We start from the raw sequence: 15,879 nt of genomic DNA on the forward strand, positions 1-15,879 counted from the left end.
TCCAGCCGCTATTCCATCAAAACGATCCCTCAGCACCTCTTGGAGTTATTTGTATACAAGCGTCGACCAGCTGCATATATCATCGGCTATCAGGGGGCTGGAGGCCGAAACTTCAGCAGCGTATTCCCGTTTCACGAGCCCGCTGACAGAAAATTCACCAATTATTTTAACCATTGAACAAAATAATAAGGCATTCCTGCGCGATACTAATATGTTTACCATTGATTTTTGACCAAAACGGGCCATGCTTTTCAACTCTTTTGAGTTTTTGCTTTTCCTGCCGGTAATGGTGGCCGGGTATTACCTGATCCCCTTTGCCTACCGCTGGCTTTGGCTTTTGCTGGGGAGTTATTTCTTCTACATGGCCCATGAGCCCTGGCTGGTCATCCTTTTGCTGATTTCCACGGTGGTGGACTATTTCTGCGCCCTGCAAATCGCCAGGACGGGCTCCTGGCGAAAGAAGATGTACCTGGTAATCAGTATACTGGTCAATGCGGGAATGCTGATCGCATTCAAATATTTGTCCTTTATCACGGAGAATATCCGGGAGATCCTGCATTTTTCCGGGGCGGGCTCCCCGGCTGAAGCCGAAACCGTTTCATATAGGATCGGGCAAATCCTCCTGCCTGTCGGGATCTCGTTCTACACGTTCCAGACCATGAGCTATACCATCGATGTGTATCGGGGCGCGACCAACCCCGAGAAGCACCTGGGTAAATTTGCCCTTTATGTGGCCTTCTTCCCGCAGTTGGTGGCCGGGCCAATTGAAAGAGCCTCCCGGCTGCTCCCGCAATTAAAAAAGCGCATCGGTCTGAATCTTGAGAACCTGAGGCAGGGCCTGGTGATGATGGCCTGGGGATTTTTCCTGAAAGTAGTGATCGCCGACCGGTTGGGAATCTATGTGGATGAAGCGTATTCGGATCCTGAAAACCACCACGGCCTTCCGCTTTTGGTGGCGGCATTTTTCTTTGGCTTCCAGATTTACTATGATTTTGCCGGTTACACCTCTATCGCCATCGGCGCGGCCAAAACCATGGGCATCGATCTGATGCAGAATTTCAACCGGCCATTCTTTTCCACGTCCTCCGCCCAATTCTGGAGGCGGTGGCATATTTCCTTTATGCGCTGGATGATGGATTACCTCTACCGGCCACTGGTCAAGAACCTGGGGTGGCCCCGTATTGCCGCCGTTCTCCTGGTCTTTTTCTTCAACGGCCTGTGGCACGGCGCCAGCTGGTCATTTGTGATGTGGAGTATGCTGAACGCGCTCTTCCTGGTGGTGGAATTAGGTACGGCCCGGTGGCGGACCCGGCTGTTCCGGTCCCTGGGATTGCCTCGCAAGGCCATCTCTGCTGCCGGCTACGTTGCCGTGATGGGCTATATGATGCTCACCCTGGTCTTTTTCCGGGCCCCTTCCCTGGAAGAAGCATTTATCTATTTCGGGCAAATGCTCCGGGTAACCAACTGGCATGTGAATATCCTGGGGAATTACTTTGAGTTCTTTTTGAGCTTTACGCTGATCCTCTTTGCGCAGACGGTGCATTTCTTTAAGGGAAACAGCCGGATCTACGAATTGATTGAGAACAAGCCGGTGTATCGGAGGTGGGGCATCTATCTGGGCTATATTCTGGTCATTACGCTCTTTGCGATTAACAGGCAGAATTCCTTTATCTATTTTCAATTCTAGGCAGCATGATCCGATTTCTTGGTAAGTTATTGCTATTCAGTTTTGTGTTGTCTGCAACATACCTGCTACTGGTCCATAAATTGTCGCAGGGTTATGTGGATATGTATTACCCCAAATTTACTCAACCGGGCGGAAGCCTGGTCCTCGGACTGTCCCGCGCAGACCAGGGCATAGACCCCTCCCTCCTCCGGGAGGAGCTCAGGCCGGCTGACTTTGCAGCCCCTTTTGTAAACTTCGCGTCCAACCAATCCTATTACGGGGAGGTCTACCTGAAGGCCATTCGGAAGAAGGTGCCCGCCAATGTGAAAAACGGGCTGTTTATCCTGTCCGTGACGCCGGGATCATTTACCGCTCCCAAAAAGGCGGGAGATCGGGAGCTGGTCAAAATGGATGAGCACACCATCATGGGCAAGACCGGGAACTTCACAACCCAACCCAATTACGACTACATTATGAACTGCTATGGGCAGGCGCTCTACAACTCCCTGCACACGCTCACAGCCTGGAAAAACCTGACAACCCATGAAGACGGGTGGAATGAAGTCCGCATGCAAAGCGGGGAGCAGGAGATCACAAAAAAGGATATCGCTTTCTGGAAAGCCCAGAACCTCAGTTTTTACAACCGGAAAATCCGGACGGAAGCCGTCCGGGATCACCGAAAGGAATATCTGGAGAAAACCATCGAATACCTCAAAGGCCATGGGAATGTGCTCCTGGTGCGGCTACCGGCCGATCCGGATATCATCGAACTGGAAAACCAGACGTGGAACGGATTTGACGGGCACATGGATTGTATTGCCGGGCTGCATGGCATTCCCTATCTGAATTATTCGAAGGGTTTTGACGGGATGGAAACCTATGACGGCTCCCACCTGGCTTCTGAAAGCGCCAGGGAATTCACCCGGATGCTGGCCGCCGATATCCGGGAAATCGTGACAGATCAACAACTGGCAACAAAGACACCTTGAAATTTATTCCAAACATGTCGGTGAACACCAATCCGTTTTTGACGTCTACATACACCCATGTCTGGCTTTCCCATTTTCACAAGGGGGAGCAGGTATTTGATTTTGGGTTTATCAGGGGCCTGAAATTCGTCAAAAAGCCCGGGAAGCCCTTGTATGTCAATTGTTGCGGCCGGGATAGTAAAGCCATGGCATACCGGTTGGAAAACCACGGCGTACAGCAACCCCGCCGGAAGGTGTTCCTGATTTACGATGTCCCTTCCAATTGGCCGTCACCAGAGGCCTCCGGCAAACTGCGTTTGAAAAAATCGAGGCAGTACCCGGGCTTCCTATGCAACCTGGAAAAATACGAAAGCCTGGACCAGTACATGGCCGCGCATCTGAGCGGGAAAACGCGGAATAAGTTCCGGAGATACCGCAGGAAACTCGAAGCGGATTTCGATATTTCCTACCAAACGCATACCGGGCCCATGGAGCGGGCGGATTTTGATTTGCTTTTTGACCGCTTCCACGCGCTGCTCCGGAAGCGATTCGAGCAGAAACAAACGGTAAACAACAATCTTTTTGAACACGAATGGCGCTTTTACAAGGATGCCGCCTTTGCGATGCTGAACGACAACCATGCGGCCCTGTCGGTGGTTTATGACAAGGACCAACCCATTGCGTTTTCACTCTTGTTACTGAAGGGCCCCCACGCCTATGATACGCTTCGGACTTTTGACATTGCCTATGCCAGCTACCGATTGGGGACGGTCAGCATAATGGCCCTACTGGAATGGTGTTTCAGGAACGGGATAGATAAGCTGGATTTTGCCAAGGGATATTTTTCGTACAAAGCGCAGTGGGCCAATGAGGCCTACCATTACGATTACCACATCCTGTACGATCCGCATTCGCTGTATTGCCGGTTGTGGGCGGGATATCTTAGAGTGTACTATTCCCTGAAGCAATGGCTCAGGGACCGGCGGGTGAATGAAAAGTTCCACCGGGTTGCGTTTGGAATGAAAAAAATAATTGCATTCGCATCTCCGTAATAATCCAAAAATGACCGGGACTGCAAGCACATATGGCGAATTAGGTAAGGCAAAGTTGGTTTTTGACCTCTATTTGCGCAGGTGTGTGGTTCCCCTATTCAACCCTTGCGTACGCAATACGCTGCTGGATGCGCAATGGCATTTCACCGCCAAACCGGATTCCGCGGCAGCAGACAGGGTAGTGGTAGTCAAAGACATTCCGGACTACCTGGCGTTGGAGGCAAATCCGGCCTGGGAGAAATTCAAACACCTCGAAGTTAGGCAATATGGCGGAATGCTCATTGCCCTAAACAGGTACAGGGACCTGGAAGATTACCTGAACAACCAACTCAGCAAACGGAACCGCAAGAATCTTCGCGCCAAGCTAAACAAGCTGAATCGGGATTACCCCATTTCCTTTGCCACGTATCACGGTGCCATCCCCCGGGAGGTACACAGACGGTTATTCGATGCATTCCGCCAGCTCCTGGCCCAGCGGTTTCAGCAGAAGGGAATGGCCAACCGGGATCTTGAACGATGGAGTTTTATCGAGGACACCAGCCTTCGGATGATCCGTTCCGGAGATGCTTCGCTATTTGTGATTTTTTCAGCCAACCAGCCGATTGCCCTGACGCTTAACTTTCATGTCGGGTCGATGATCTATAGCCATATGCAGACCTACGACATTGCCTATTCCTCCTATAACCTGGGGGATATAGCCATGTTCAAGCAACTGGAGTGGTGTTATAACAACCAAATTGCAGCCTATGACTTCCTGATAGGGGAGTCTTATTATAAATCCAAATGGGCCGATTTCCCCTACCGATACGCCTATCGAATTTATTACCGGAAAGGAGATTGGTTCGGAATGGGAAAAGCGCGTCTGTTACAGCACTTTTACCAGGTGAAACAGTTTCTGAGGGATCGCGGGATTGCCGGAAAAATAATTTCGAGAGACCGTTGGCGGTATAAAAGACAGCGCAATGATTAGAATTGATTTTATAGACGATTTCCTGGAGCATCGGGAGGCTTTGCCCTACATCGTGGGGTTGGAAAATGCGTTTACGGAATTGAAGGAGGAATTGCGGTGGGAGAAGAACCCGGGAAGCCGGGCAGGGGGCTATTTGCTTTCCGACCTGCCCGGATATTTCAGGCTTGAAACCCCTTCGGATATCCGGACTGTGTCTATCGATTCCTATAAGGGGTCCTATATCCGGTTGTCCGATTATCGCGACTTTGACGAATATTACCGCCGCAAAGTCAGCAGCAAACGCCGCGCAACCCTCAAGAGCCATGAAAGGCGCCTGAGGCATTGCCTGCAGGTCCGGCATGAGATATTCTTCGGCTCCATTTCCAAGGCGGACTACGACGCGCTATTTGCCGCATTCCGGGAAATGCTGGAAAGGCGGTTCGACCAGAAGCAGGCGTACAATTCGGATCTCAGGAACTGGGAACGGTACAGGGAATCCTTTTACCCGCTGATCCTGAAGAAGCAGGCGTGTATCTCGGTCCTATGGCACGAAGACCAGCCGATTAGCTTCAGTGTGAACCTGGTCCATTCCCAGGTGATTTACGGCTACCTGAAGTCCTTCGACACCGATTACTCCAGGTTTTCATTGGGATTCCTTGAGTTTAACCTGCTGCTGAAATGGGCATTTGATAACGGGATTAAGCTCTTCGATCTCCTCAAAGGGCAGTATGAATATAAAAACAAGCTCACCGACGGGGTATATTATTTCAAGCGAACCGTGATCTTTCCCAAAAAATCACTCCCCGGTGTATTGCGGGCCTGGTTTACCGCGATGCAGATTAAAACGGTTTATGCTGCTGTCCGGTTCCTCAAGCGTTTTGGCGTCCATGTTGTGGTCCATAAATTTATATCCTATAAGGAGAAAATCCTCAGCAGAAGCACCTCTAACCGGCACCGGGAGTCCTATGTCATCCGGCCTGTTGAACAGGACTGGAAACCCGCTGATCTCCTTCCGGCGGATCTCCTTCCGGCCGATCACCTTCCGGTGGAATCGTTGCATACAGACCACCGGTTCCTGCGCAAGCCTGTACTCGAATTCCTGTTCCGGAATAAGGAAAAATTTCGGGAGGTCACCATTAGCAGGATGAATGACGAGGGGCGTAACTTCCTGATAAAGGGAGAGAAAGCCTCCGCGATTATCACCTTTAATTAAATCCCAGGCCCGATGGAAAGAGAAATATTCCTGAAAGATTTCCTGGAACAAAAAGACCCCTGGTTTGCCACCCGGCCTGCCAACCGATCCCTCCTCAGGTTCGACGGGGCGCGTTTTAAAAGCAAGGAGGAAACCCTGCTCATCAGGGATATTCCCGGGTATTTCGAAATTGACCGGACAAGCCTTCCCGGGAAGGTCGCGCTTGCAACCGTCACCACCCACCAGGGGTTCTACGTAGATTTAGCCCGCTACGGGGATTCCGAAACGTATTTTCAGGAGGCGATCGGGTCCAGGAGCCGCTCCAACCTGAGAAGATACAGGAACCGGCTGGAAACCTGTTTTGACATTGCATACCGGGATTACTTCGGCGCTATTGAATTGGACGAGTACAACCGGCTTTTTGAGGTGTTGGAGGGGTTGCTGGTCCGGAGGTTCCGGGAGAAGGGGGAGGAGAACTATGAGTTGCAGCATCTGGGTCATTTCCAGGCCGTGCTGCGCGATATGATCCTCGATAAAAAGGCCCATCTGTTTGTGATCTATCACGGCCATAAGCCCATCAGTATCCGCATCAATATGTTCAGGGACGAGATGGCGTATTACATAATCAGCGGATACGACATCGACTATTCAAAATTTCACCTGGGTTTCATAGACATGGCCATGAGCATACAGTGGATGTTCGCGAATGGTTTTGACAGGTACGACCTGCTGAAAGGGTACGGATACTATAAGAAGAAATGGACCCGGGACAGCTATTTTTGCCGGGATTGCTATATCTATGATCGCTCCAGACCTGTCGCCTGGGGCGTAACCCGCATGTCCGTACTTAAGTCCCGCATCCGGTACGGGCTGTACCGCTGGCTGAAGAACCGCCCGGCCGGGAAGCTTGTGAAATCGCTTCGCAAGACAATTGCGGGGCCCCGAAATGCCGGAGGGGCCGCTTCCAGGGTAATCGAAGGGGGTCCGGCTGAAATCCAACCTGAGAAACTGGGCCTGGAAATCGATATTGAGAACCAGCCGGAATACCGGGTCTTGAGACAGCCGGTTTATCGCTTCTTGTTTTACTCCCGGGAAGCCTACAGAGATCTCCGGGTATACGCGCATAAAGAGCGGGACGATCTGTTTTTTATCCGGGGCAGAAATAAGAGCCAGACCCTAGTCGTTCAACACTAACCGACCCAGGCAACCATGGAAGTGTATAAATTCTTTTTGGATATCCTGTTCCGGGCCGATAGCCGGCAACGCTACTTTGACAGCGTGCTGAATACTTTTACCGGGGAAACCGTCTACGAGGAAGCCGCGAACCCGGAAGAGGCGCCGATGAGACAAGGCGCCACCTTTGTGGACGTGCCCGATTACCTTTCCCCTCGCTATACGGGGGGCGATAATTCCCTGCGAATCCTCAAAGTGCCCTTGTATGAAGGGTATCTGGTGGATCTCACAAGGTTTGGGGATGTGGAGGACTACCTGAGGAACCACGTAGGGAAGGCGCGATACTCTCAACTCCGACGGTATAAAAAGCGACTGGATCTCTGTATTTCGCCCAGATACGTGGCCTATTACGGCGAAATGGACGAGCGGGAATACCGGTTTGTCTTTGAATGCCTCAGGGAGTTTACCGAAAAGCGGTTCCGGCAGAAGGAAGAGATCAACTACGAGCTTCCCTTCCTGGCGTATTACGAAGAAGTCATGTATCGGATGATCCTTGAAAAAAAGGCGCTGTTGTTTGTTATCTACGACGGCAAGAAACCGATCAATATCACCCTGAATTTTATTTTTGGCGACCTGATGCTGCACTGGAATAGCTGTTTTGACATCGACTACGGAGTATTCAACGTGGGCCATATCAATACCATGGAACATTTCCGCTGGTGTTTCAAAAACAATATTTGCGTATTCGATATGGGGCGCGGCAATTTCTGGCATAAGCAGCGGCTGATCAACCACACCTACCGCTACCAACAGCACATTGTCTGCAAGCGGACCTTCCTGTCGGTTTCCAGGGCTGTTCTTTATGCGGCCCGGCCCTATTTGAGGTATTACCTGATTCGCGGGCTGAAAAAGGTCAACGCTCAGAAACTGTACGGTTACTATGCAAAATACCGGTTCAGGAGCCGACAGCGGGACGGCCATTCCCCAGCAGTTTCCGAAAGTACAGAATATACATGGAGCGATGCAGCCGGGGCGGTGCCTCCGACGGAATGCCTTCGGGCCGTCTTCCCGGGGGAGGAGGGGTATGCCCGTCTCCGGGGTCCCTTCAACCAGTTCCTGCATCGGGAGAAAATTTCACAAACCGGGGTGCAGGTATTTGAGCAAGCAGGTTCCGAAGACAGTTTTATTATCCGTACCCCCGATAAAACCCTGCAATTATCCTTCAATCAAAAAATCGCTTAGGGATTATGGTCAGAACGCCAATCGGTTTGTTGCTAACGCTTTTCCGCGAATGCCGGATCCCGGATAAATTTTCCCATGTGGGGAAATTCGGGGAGGTGCCCATCGATGCCCAAAGCGAACTGGACCAACTCCCATGCCCGCCCGGGCAGGTGTGCTCCTTCAGGCTGGCGCCGGGCTACATGCAATTCCACCTGAAGGACCCCGGGGATACCCTGGTACGCATCCCGCAGCAAAACTGGGGCTATTCGATAGACCTGGAAGGCTGCGCCACGGCAGACGATTACCTGCAAAAACAATTCAAATCCAAATATCGAAGTATTATCCGGCGGTATGTAAAACGTTTGGATGCCTGTTTTAAGACGGAGTACGTAACCCATGGGGAAGACCTCGCCCCCGACCACTACGAGTCTCTTATGGAGGAGTTGAAAACCATGATAGACCGGAGGTTTGGCCAGCGGAAAGAATCGCACAAGGAAGAGAAAAACTGGAAGGACATCCTGGCGAATTCCCACGATTTAATCCGACGGAACAAGGCCTCCCTGTTTGTTATTTATGCGGACGGGGAACCGATTGAAATTTCGCTGAATTACCACTTCAACGGGATCCTGTTCAGTTGTATTTCCTCCTACGATATCGACTATTCCAAATTCGGCCTGGGCCATGTGGAAATCTACAAACAACTGGAATGGTGCCTCGCCAACGGGTTCCGCGTTTTTGAAATGGGTGTTGGCGGCATGGACTACAAAAGGCGGTGGAGCAATAACATCTACCAGTTTGAGCACCTGGTAATCTTCAAAAACGGCTGGCCCCAAAATGCAAAATCCCGTTTGGAGGTTGCGCGCATCCGGATCAGGGAATACCTGAAGTCGAAAAAGGTCAATGAAATCCCCCACCGACTGAAGAGCCGGTTTGCCACTTGGGGCCGGGGAGGGGATGCCGATAAAGGCCCCGACATCCGGGATGCAGACCCGGCCGGATGGGATGGGGATTGGCACCCGGTAGACTGGATTTCAGGCGAGCACGCGTACCTCCGGAGCCACGTCTTTGATTTCCTGTATTCCAGCGAGGAGCAGAAAAAGGATGTTGAGGTGTACGAATCGCGGGTGCATCCGGGACACTATGCAATCAGGGGGGCGAAAAAAGCCAGGGAACTCCGGTTTTCCTGATTCCGCTGAGTGAAATCTGTACGTGAAACACCGATCGCCCGAAAACACAATCGTGTTTAGTATCCTGAAATTCAGTATCTTTAATAGGGATTGGTAAAAAGCAGGAATTATGGGAATCAAGAGTTTTACAGGCCGGAGGGAAAAGCAACCCGAAGAAAAAGTGCCGCTGCGGGTGCGGGATTATATGACCCGCAACCTGATTACCTTCCACCCGGACCAGCACGTGGAAGAAGTCATCGATTTGTTGATCCGCCATAAAATATCCGGCGGCCCCGTGGTGAATGAAGACCGGGAACTCGTCGGGATCCTGTCGGAAGGCGACTGCATCAAGCACATCAGCGACAGTCGCTATTACAACATGCCCCCGGAACAGAACCGCGTTTCCAATTGCATGGTCCGGGATGTGGAGACTATTGACGGCAACCTGAATATTTTTGATGCCGCCAAAAAGTTTTTGGAGGCCAAAAGACGCCGTTTCCCGATTGTGGAAAATGGCAAGCTGGCGGGGCAGATATCCCAGAAGGACATCCTGAAGGCCACCGTGGCGCTGCGTTCGCAACGATGGAAGTAAGCCCGGGTGCCTTGCCCCGCACGGAAGAAGCAGGCCGGGAAAAATCAATTTTTCCACCCCGATGTTAAACCGACGATTATTCTTCGTACCTTCGCCCCATAATTATCAGGCATCTGCCTTAGCCTTTCTCTGACCCGGAATAGATTTTAATCCACTTCTCTCAGTTTACGTCTCTCAGCTGCCCCTTTTAATAATTATCGTGTAGTACGCGCCAAATGGAAACTCCATAGGAGTGCCTTCGGAAGCGGCCTGCACAACGAACATGAATACGATTACCGGGTATGCCATCAAAAACAACGGCCTGCCCATTACTTGAATAACAATTAACAATTACTACAATGCAAAAAGGAACAGTTAAGTTTTTTAACGAATCAAAAGGTTACGGCTTTATCACAGGAGTGGAAGGCAAAGATGTCTTTGTACACGCTTCAGGCCTCGAGGAGGAAATCCGCGAGAATGACGAAGTGTACTTCGAGGTTGAGCAGGGCCAGAAAGGCCCCAGCGCCGTTAACGTGCGCATCGCCGACTAACCGGAATATATTTACCGGACACCATACTACAGGGCCCCATCGGGGCCCTGTTTTTATTTCCGGCTTTTTGGAATACCCGTATGGCTGGATTTGGGCAGGAATGGTGCATTTCATCGAAAAAACGGTTATTCGGGTAGGGTATACCAGAGGTATCTTGTTATTTCAAGGCACAAATAGGTTCAGCAGGGGTCTCACCCGCTGACAACCAGAACCCTGAAATCATGAACATGCGATTTTTTACCCTGGCTGCGATCTTTCTGGCCGCCCTGACTTTTTCTTTTTGTACCGATAGCGACGACCCCGGTCTAAATGCCGATTCGGGTCGGCTCACCGTTCGCCTTACGGACGCCCCTTTTCCCTATGAACTGGTCGATGAAGCCAATGTGACCATTTTCAAAGTGGATGCGCGCCTGGCCGAAACGGATGAACCCGGTGATTCCCAAACCGGGGAGGCCGGTGAATCCCCGGCAGAGGAAATGGCAGGCCCCCCTTATATCACCCTTATGGAGGAAGAAGTCCAGGTCAATTTGCTGACCCTGGTCAACGGGGTTACCCGGGAACTCGCTGCTCTTGATGTTCCTGCGGGAACGTATGACCTGATTCGTGTTTACGTTAAGGGGGTCAATGTTGTCCTGACGGACGGGACGCAATACGACCTGAAAGTACCCAGCGGGGCTGAAACGGGAATCAAAGTATTTATCAGACCGGGCCTGGTGGTAACCGGCGGGCTGTCGTCCGACCTGTTGCTGGATTTTGACGTCAGCCGTTCTTTTATTGCCAAAGGAAATCCGGAAACACCAGCTGGGATCAATGGCTTTAATTTCAAGCCGGTTGTCAAAGCGAGCAATATGTCCGTTGCGGGGACCCTTACCGGGAAAGTCGGCACCCTGGAGGATGACGTTGTTGTGGGGTTGGAAGGGGCTCAATTGTCAATTTTTGCGGCGGATACGCTGAACACCACCGCTTTTTCCGACCCCGATGGACACTATGCGGTCATGGGCCTGGAAGCGGGTACCTATTCCGTGGTGGCCGAACTGGGGGGATATCTCGCCAGCGATACCGTGGAAGTACAAATAGACGCCGCAAATGTTAGCCGTCAGGATTTTGTGCTGGAACCTGAGACCGCCGAAGAGGAGACCACTACGGACGGGGGGAGTTGACTCCGCCGGCCACTCGAACTAAATTAAGGGGGCAGCGCACTGTTTTTATACCCGGACCGTAGGCGCCTTAACGCGCATGATGTTCCTGGTGAGAATGCCCGGCAGTGATTATTTGGCAGGGGTAGACGGCGTCGAAATCCGAGCTCCATCCACCCATTCCCCGTAAGTGACAGGCCTCAGGTATTCGATCAGCGCGACGATCATCTGATCTTCCCCGATATTTTGCAGGTCGTTGACCATTGCGGCACTCTCAATGGACCGGGTTACGGTTTCTCCCCGTTCAAAAATCAACAGGTCGATAGCCCCTTTGCAGGATCGCGTAATTGCCGTACCTCCTGTAAGGCAAACCAGCGTGAATTTATGCTGCAATACGCGGAAGGGGATCCGTTCATAGGGCTCCATGCCAAAGACCTTCAATCGCATGTGCGAGTCCTCGTGAAGGATGCAATCCTGACCTTCCGCAAGTTGATTCAGCGAGTGGAGTTCATTCAGGTGGTCCGGGTTCCATCGGTCATAATATCCCTCCCGGTTTAATTCAATGCGCTTCATAAAAGTATTCTCAGTTTATTGTTAAGGTTCGGGGGAACATGATCAACTATTTGTTTTTATATCGTTTGCTTTGGTCAATGGGGACCCGAGGATAAATCCTGCAGGATTTCTCTGATCCGCTCCACGGTGATCGGTTTTTGGATAAAACCCGCGCAATTCTTGGGGACATGATGACCCATCCGGTCGGAATACATGGCGTGGGTCAAATAGGCTCTCTTTTTTTTATACAGCCCGCCTTTCAGACCATAGAGGGAGTTCAGGAATTCCGGTCCGCTCATTTGCGGCATGTTGATTTCCACCAATATCAGGTCCGGAACAAACCGGTATTCCGGGGAATCCGGTAGCACCTGTGTTTTTAAAAATTCGAAGGCCTTTTCCGTATCGAGGAATGTAAGGATCTCCGCCTGCCGGAACTCGCTATCCAGATTCCGCTGGGCGATATACAGGTCGATTTCGTTGTGGTCTACCAACAGGATTTGCATGGGGTCATCTTTCATTTGTACGGGATTTTTGGCTTGCGGCGGCTACCAGCGAATCGCAGAATCGTTTGGCGTCCGGCATGTTTGTACAGATGGCCGAGGGTGTTTTCCGGTGGATAAGACGCACGTATGACTGAACGAGCAGGCGGATGGACAGGGATTGCACCACATAGGCTTCCCCAAGTATCAGCGGAATGCGCTGGCACCTTGCAGAGAGTATCTTAGCCGTATCTGCCGACAACGTCCCCCGGGCTTGCCTGAGGTCAACGACTAACGGCATGGGTACCCCCCGGCATAGATCGTGGATGACCCGCAGGAATTGCTGATAGTTGCGGGCGGTGCATTGTGCGATCTTGCTAATGTCGTCAAACCGACAGTAAAGTACGCCTTCATGCGCCCAGAAAGATACCTGGTTTGCGATATTGGTTTTTTCCATTTAAAAGCTGCTGGCCCGGATTCGGGTTGCCGGCAATTGTTTGGGGGAAGCAGAATGCCGGTCCGTGCTGCCAAAGTCAGGACCAAGGAGTGTGCCAAAAAGAATTTGGAAACGTATAGTAGGCTTATAGACAAGAATTTAGACCCTGGATAAAAACGGAAGGATCCGATAGGGAAGTGACGGTATTCCGTTACCGTAGGGCCGTAAACAAGGAAAACCACGGCATACCGCGAAACTACCCGGGTCTTTCTATACCCAGTTTTTGCATTCGGTCCCGCAGCGTACTCGGTCTCATGTCCAGGAGCTCTGCCGCCCCTCCCTGGCCGGTTATTTTCCAGTCGCACATATCGAGTACGTGCAGGATGTGGTTCCGCTGTACAGTTGTCAGGGACAGGTTATTGTTGCGCAGGGGCATTTTTGATTTCTGGCTTTGCGATTCAAAGCCCGGGATAATCAACGTTTCTCCCCGGGATACAATGGTGGCCCGTTCCAGGAGGTTTTCGAGCTCCCGGATATTTCCCGGCCATTCGTATTGCTTGAGTTGAGACATCGCTTCCTCTGTAACAAAGGAAATATTCTTCCCGTACTTCCGGTTGAATTTATCCATAAAGTGCTCTACGAGTATCGGGATGTCTTCCTTGCGTTCCCGCAAGGGCGGCACCTCGATCGGGAAGACATTGATGCGGAAATACAGGTCCTCCCGGAAATCCCCCTTTTCCACTTCCTCCTTCAGGTACCGGTTGGTCGCAGCGATGATACGGACGTCCAGTTTCCGCACTTCCGTACCCCCGACCACCTCAATCTCTCCTTCCTGCAAAAACCGGAGGAGTTTTGGCTGCATCTCCAGGGGCAATTCACCGATTTCGTCTAAAAACAGGGTGCCTCCGTCGGCCAGCTCAAATTTCCCGACCTTATTGCTGACGGCCCCCGTAAAGGCCCCTTTTTTATGGCCGAATAATTCGCTTTCCAGCAATTCCCCGGGGATGGCTGCACAGTTTACCTTGATCATCGGTTTCCCGCTTCGCGGACTGATATTGTGGATGGCCCTGGCCAGCAATTCCTTGCCGGTGCCCGATTCCCCCTGGAGCAGGACCGTGGCATTTGTGGCGGCCACCTGTTCCACCTCTGTTAGCACCTGGCTGATGGCCTGGCTGCTATATACCATTTCCTGGTAGTTGAATGCCAGGTCCAGTTCATTCCGCAGGTACATATTTTCCTGTTCCAGCCTATTCCTCAGCGTGTCCAGTTCCTTATTGGCTTTGGATAATTCCAGGTTGGCTTGCCTGATTTGTTCCTCGGCCTTTTTCCGTTCATTGCTTTCCACCATCAGCGACACAACATTGGCCATGGAGGAGGCAAATTCCAGATCCTCCGCTGTCCAGCTCCTGATCCCCGGCCCGACGTGCTCAAAACACAGGATGCCATAGGGCTGGTGCGCGCTGTAAACAAAAACGTCCATGAGGGATTTGATCCCGTTGGGCTTCAGGTAGCCCGGCCCGAAATCCGCAGTGGCCGGATCCTCCTGGGCATTGGGTACCAGGACGCTTTTCTGCTGCTCCAGCAGTTTGAAATAGTTCGGGCAATCCGCACGGGTAAGCCGGTCGCCCCGACGGTGTTGGCCCTCATTTTCGATATATAATGCCTCGCAGAGAATCTCGTTTCCGGAATTGGTGAACTTCCAGATACTGACGCGTTCCAGTTCCAGGGTCTGAGCCGCAAGCTTGGTTATCCGCCGGAAGGTTTCCTGCAGGTCATCCTGTGCCATCCCGGCCAATTTCAGGATGGCATCTTTTTTTATTTCCGACCTTCGGGCGCGATCTTCCAGGGCCTGTTCCGCCCGTTTGCGTTCCGTGATATCCCGGATAATGCCAATGAGGAAATGATTGCCGGCCTCATCGGTAAATCGCGATTTCTTGGTCGAGATAATCCGCGTATCCCCACCCCGGACCGTGAGTGTTTCCTCATTTACATTCTCAACCCCGGAATTCAGGACCTCCCTGTCTATTTTCAAAAAACTCTCGCGTTCCTCCGGACTGACGTCTTCGGCCAGTGTTTTTCCTATAATTTCCGATTTCTTGAGCCCGAAAGCTGCACAGAATGCATCATTGACAAGCAAAAGATGGCTTTCCTGGTCCTTCATAAAGATCGGGTCCCCGATATTGTCCAGAATTCGTTCCAGGTACTGCCTGCGGTAATGCAGGGTGGTAAAAAATCCAAAATGATTGTCTTTAAGGGGCTGCTCCGCACTCTTGAGTGTCAGGTCCTGCATAAGCCCGAGATGTGCAATCACTTTGCCTCCTGAATTTCGGATGGCGGAGGTGGAAATGGCCACCGAGAAGCGCTCCCCGTCCTTCCGGGTATGTATAGTGGCAAATTCCCCTTTGAAATCTTCGCCAAGGTTCTCTTTTAAGCCATCCCCGAATTCTTCATGGTATTCCGGGGGCCAGAACGGGTAGGGGATTCCAGATTCGAGCAGCTCCTTTTCTTCAAAACCCGTAATCCGGCAGAATGCTTCGTTGACCAGGACGATCCTCCCCGAGGTGTCCAGTACAATCAGGCCATCCACCAGGGATTCCAGAAAAGCCTCGGTGAACCCCAGGAGGTTTAACAATTCATTTCTCAGCGTGTCTTCGGGTATTTCCACAATCCAAAAAGTTGTCCGGGGACAACGTCTATTATGAATTTATTTCAGTAATGTTTCCGGTCAATTACAATGATTGAAAACTCAATTTGATTACTGTTCTGG

15 protein-coding genes are annotated in these 15,879 nt (G+C 51.5%); 11 read left to right on the forward strand and 4 right to left on the reverse strand.

All coding sequences use genetic code 11. The features are described from left to right. Positions 1-244: 244 nt before the first annotated feature. From RB2501_RS10480 to RB2501_RS10530, 11 genes are all read left to right on the forward strand, one after another. Positions 245-1,687, forward strand: coding sequence for an MBOAT family O-acyltransferase (locus RB2501_RS10480; protein WP_015754783.1), 1,443 nt, complete (start codon positions 245-247; stop codon positions 1,685-1,687). Between the two features lie 5 nt (positions 1,688-1,692). Beyond that, the gene (locus tag RB2501_RS10485; protein ID WP_148214352.1) at positions 1,693-2,655 is read left to right on the forward strand and encodes a hypothetical protein; all 963 of its coding nucleotides are present in this window, start codon (positions 1,693-1,695) and stop codon (positions 2,653-2,655) included. A 14-nt stretch (positions 2,656-2,669) separates the two neighbouring features. Then, positions 2,670-3,686, forward strand: a complete 1,017-nt coding sequence (locus RB2501_RS10490) for a GNAT family N-acetyltransferase (RefSeq protein ID WP_015754785.1) — start codon at positions 2,670-2,672, stop codon at positions 3,684-3,686. Between the two features lie 10 nt (positions 3,687-3,696). Next, a complete protein-coding gene (locus RB2501_RS10495; RefSeq protein WP_015754786.1) occupies positions 3,697-4,656 on the forward strand; it encodes a GNAT family N-acetyltransferase in 960 nt (319 codons plus the stop codon). Continuing rightward, entirely contained in the window at positions 4,649-5,848 is a 1,200-nt protein-coding gene (locus RB2501_RS10500; protein ID WP_015754787.1) for a GNAT family N-acetyltransferase, read from the forward strand. Before RB2501_RS10495 ends, RB2501_RS10500 begins: the two co-directional genes overlap by 8 nt. A gap of 12 nt (positions 5,849-5,860) precedes the next feature. Then, positions 5,861-7,021 carry a GNAT family N-acetyltransferase gene (locus RB2501_RS10505; RefSeq protein WP_015754788.1) on the forward strand — a complete coding sequence of 387 codons (1,161 nt, stop codon included), beginning with the start codon at positions 5,861-5,863 and terminating at the stop codon, positions 7,019-7,021. Positions 7,022-7,036: 15 nt separating this feature from the next. Next, entirely contained in the window at positions 7,037-8,242 is a 1,206-nt protein-coding gene (locus tag RB2501_RS10510) for a GNAT family N-acetyltransferase (protein ID WP_015754789.1), read from the forward strand. Between the two features lie 5 nt (positions 8,243-8,247). Further along, positions 8,248-9,408 carry a GNAT family N-acetyltransferase gene (locus tag RB2501_RS10515; RefSeq protein ID WP_083760717.1) on the forward strand — a complete coding sequence of 387 codons (1,161 nt, stop codon included), beginning with the start codon at positions 8,248-8,250 and terminating at the stop codon, positions 9,406-9,408. Positions 9,409-9,517: 109 nt separating this feature from the next. Beyond that, entirely contained in the window at positions 9,518-9,979 is a 462-nt protein-coding gene (locus tag RB2501_RS10520; RefSeq protein WP_015754791.1) for a CBS domain-containing protein, read from the forward strand. A gap of 338 nt (positions 9,980-10,317) precedes the next feature. Next, complete coding sequence (locus tag RB2501_RS10525; RefSeq protein ID WP_015754793.1) at positions 10,318-10,509, forward strand: cold-shock protein; 192 nt, start codon at positions 10,318-10,320, stop codon at positions 10,507-10,509. Positions 10,510-10,730: 221 nt separating this feature from the next. Beyond that, the gene (locus tag RB2501_RS10530) at positions 10,731-11,669 is read left to right on the forward strand and encodes a DUF4382 domain-containing protein (RefSeq protein WP_015754794.1); all 939 of its coding nucleotides are present in this window, start codon (positions 10,731-10,733) and stop codon (positions 11,667-11,669) included. A gap of 108 nt (positions 11,670-11,777) precedes the next feature. Here the strand turns inward: RB2501_RS10530 and RB2501_RS10535 are convergent, their stop codons facing one another. The 4 genes from RB2501_RS10535 to RB2501_RS10550 form a co-directional block, all read right to left on the reverse strand. Continuing rightward, complete coding sequence (locus RB2501_RS10535) at positions 11,778-12,218, reverse strand: hypothetical protein (protein WP_015754795.1); 441 nt, start codon at positions 12,216-12,218, stop codon at positions 11,778-11,780. Positions 12,219-12,292: 74 nt separating this feature from the next. Next, positions 12,293-12,715, reverse strand: coding sequence for a response regulator (locus tag RB2501_RS10540; RefSeq protein ID WP_015754796.1), 423 nt, complete (start codon positions 12,713-12,715; stop codon positions 12,293-12,295). Beyond that, positions 12,705-13,133, reverse strand: a complete 429-nt coding sequence (locus RB2501_RS10545) for a DUF7793 family protein (protein ID WP_015754797.1) — start codon at positions 13,131-13,133, stop codon at positions 12,705-12,707. The genes RB2501_RS10540 and RB2501_RS10545 overlap by 11 nt, the downstream gene beginning before the upstream one ends. A gap of 235 nt (positions 13,134-13,368) precedes the next feature. Further along, positions 13,369-15,777 carry a sigma 54-interacting transcriptional regulator gene (locus RB2501_RS10550; RefSeq protein ID WP_148214354.1) on the reverse strand — a complete coding sequence of 803 codons (2,409 nt, stop codon included), beginning with the start codon at positions 15,775-15,777 and terminating at the stop codon, positions 13,369-13,371. Positions 15,778-15,879 lie beyond the last annotated feature (102 nt).

It is taken from the genome of Robiginitalea biformata HTCC2501 (genome assembly GCF_000024125.1).
Lineage (GTDB): Bacteria > Bacteroidota > Bacteroidia > Flavobacteriales > Flavobacteriaceae > Robiginitalea > Robiginitalea biformata.

Bases quoted from the DNA above. Each gene is read 5' to 3' on its own strand.
- RB2501_RS10530 (WP_015754794.1), top strand. From the start codon at position 10,731: ATGAACATGCGATTTTTTACCCTGGCTGCGATCTTTCTGGCCGCCCTG.
- RB2501_RS10535 (WP_015754795.1), bottom strand. From the start codon at position 12,218: ATGAAGCGCATTGAATTAAACCGGGAGGGATATTATGACCGATGGAAC.
- RB2501_RS10545 (WP_015754797.1), bottom strand. From the start codon at position 13,133: ATGGAAAAAACCAATATCGCAAACCAGGTATCTTTCTGGGCGCATGAA.
- RB2501_RS10505 (WP_015754788.1), top strand. From the start codon at position 5,861: ATGGAAAGAGAAATATTCCTGAAAGATTTCCTGGAACAAAAAGACCCC.
- RB2501_RS10480 (WP_015754783.1), top strand. From the start codon at position 245: ATGCTTTTCAACTCTTTTGAGTTTTTGCTTTTCCTGCCGGTAATGGTG.
- RB2501_RS10515 (WP_083760717.1), top strand. From the start codon at position 8,248: ATGGTCAGAACGCCAATCGGTTTGTTGCTAACGCTTTTCCGCGAATGC.
- RB2501_RS10490 (WP_015754785.1), top strand. From the start codon at position 2,670: ATGTCGGTGAACACCAATCCGTTTTTGACGTCTACATACACCCATGTC.
- RB2501_RS10500 (WP_015754787.1), top strand. From the start codon at position 4,649: ATGATTAGAATTGATTTTATAGACGATTTCCTGGAGCATCGGGAGGCT.
- RB2501_RS10495 (WP_015754786.1), top strand. From the start codon at position 3,697: ATGACCGGGACTGCAAGCACATATGGCGAATTAGGTAAGGCAAAGTTG.
- RB2501_RS10520 (WP_015754791.1), top strand. From the start codon at position 9,518: ATGGGAATCAAGAGTTTTACAGGCCGGAGGGAAAAGCAACCCGAAGAA.
- RB2501_RS10525 (WP_015754793.1), top strand. From the start codon at position 10,318: ATGCAAAAAGGAACAGTTAAGTTTTTTAACGAATCAAAAGGTTACGGC.
- RB2501_RS10540 (WP_015754796.1), bottom strand. From the start codon at position 12,715: ATGAAAGATGACCCCATGCAAATCCTGTTGGTAGACCACAACGAAATC.
- RB2501_RS10510 (WP_015754789.1), top strand. From the start codon at position 7,037: ATGGAAGTGTATAAATTCTTTTTGGATATCCTGTTCCGGGCCGATAGC.
- RB2501_RS10485 (WP_148214352.1), top strand. From the start codon at position 1,693: ATGATCCGATTTCTTGGTAAGTTATTGCTATTCAGTTTTGTGTTGTCT.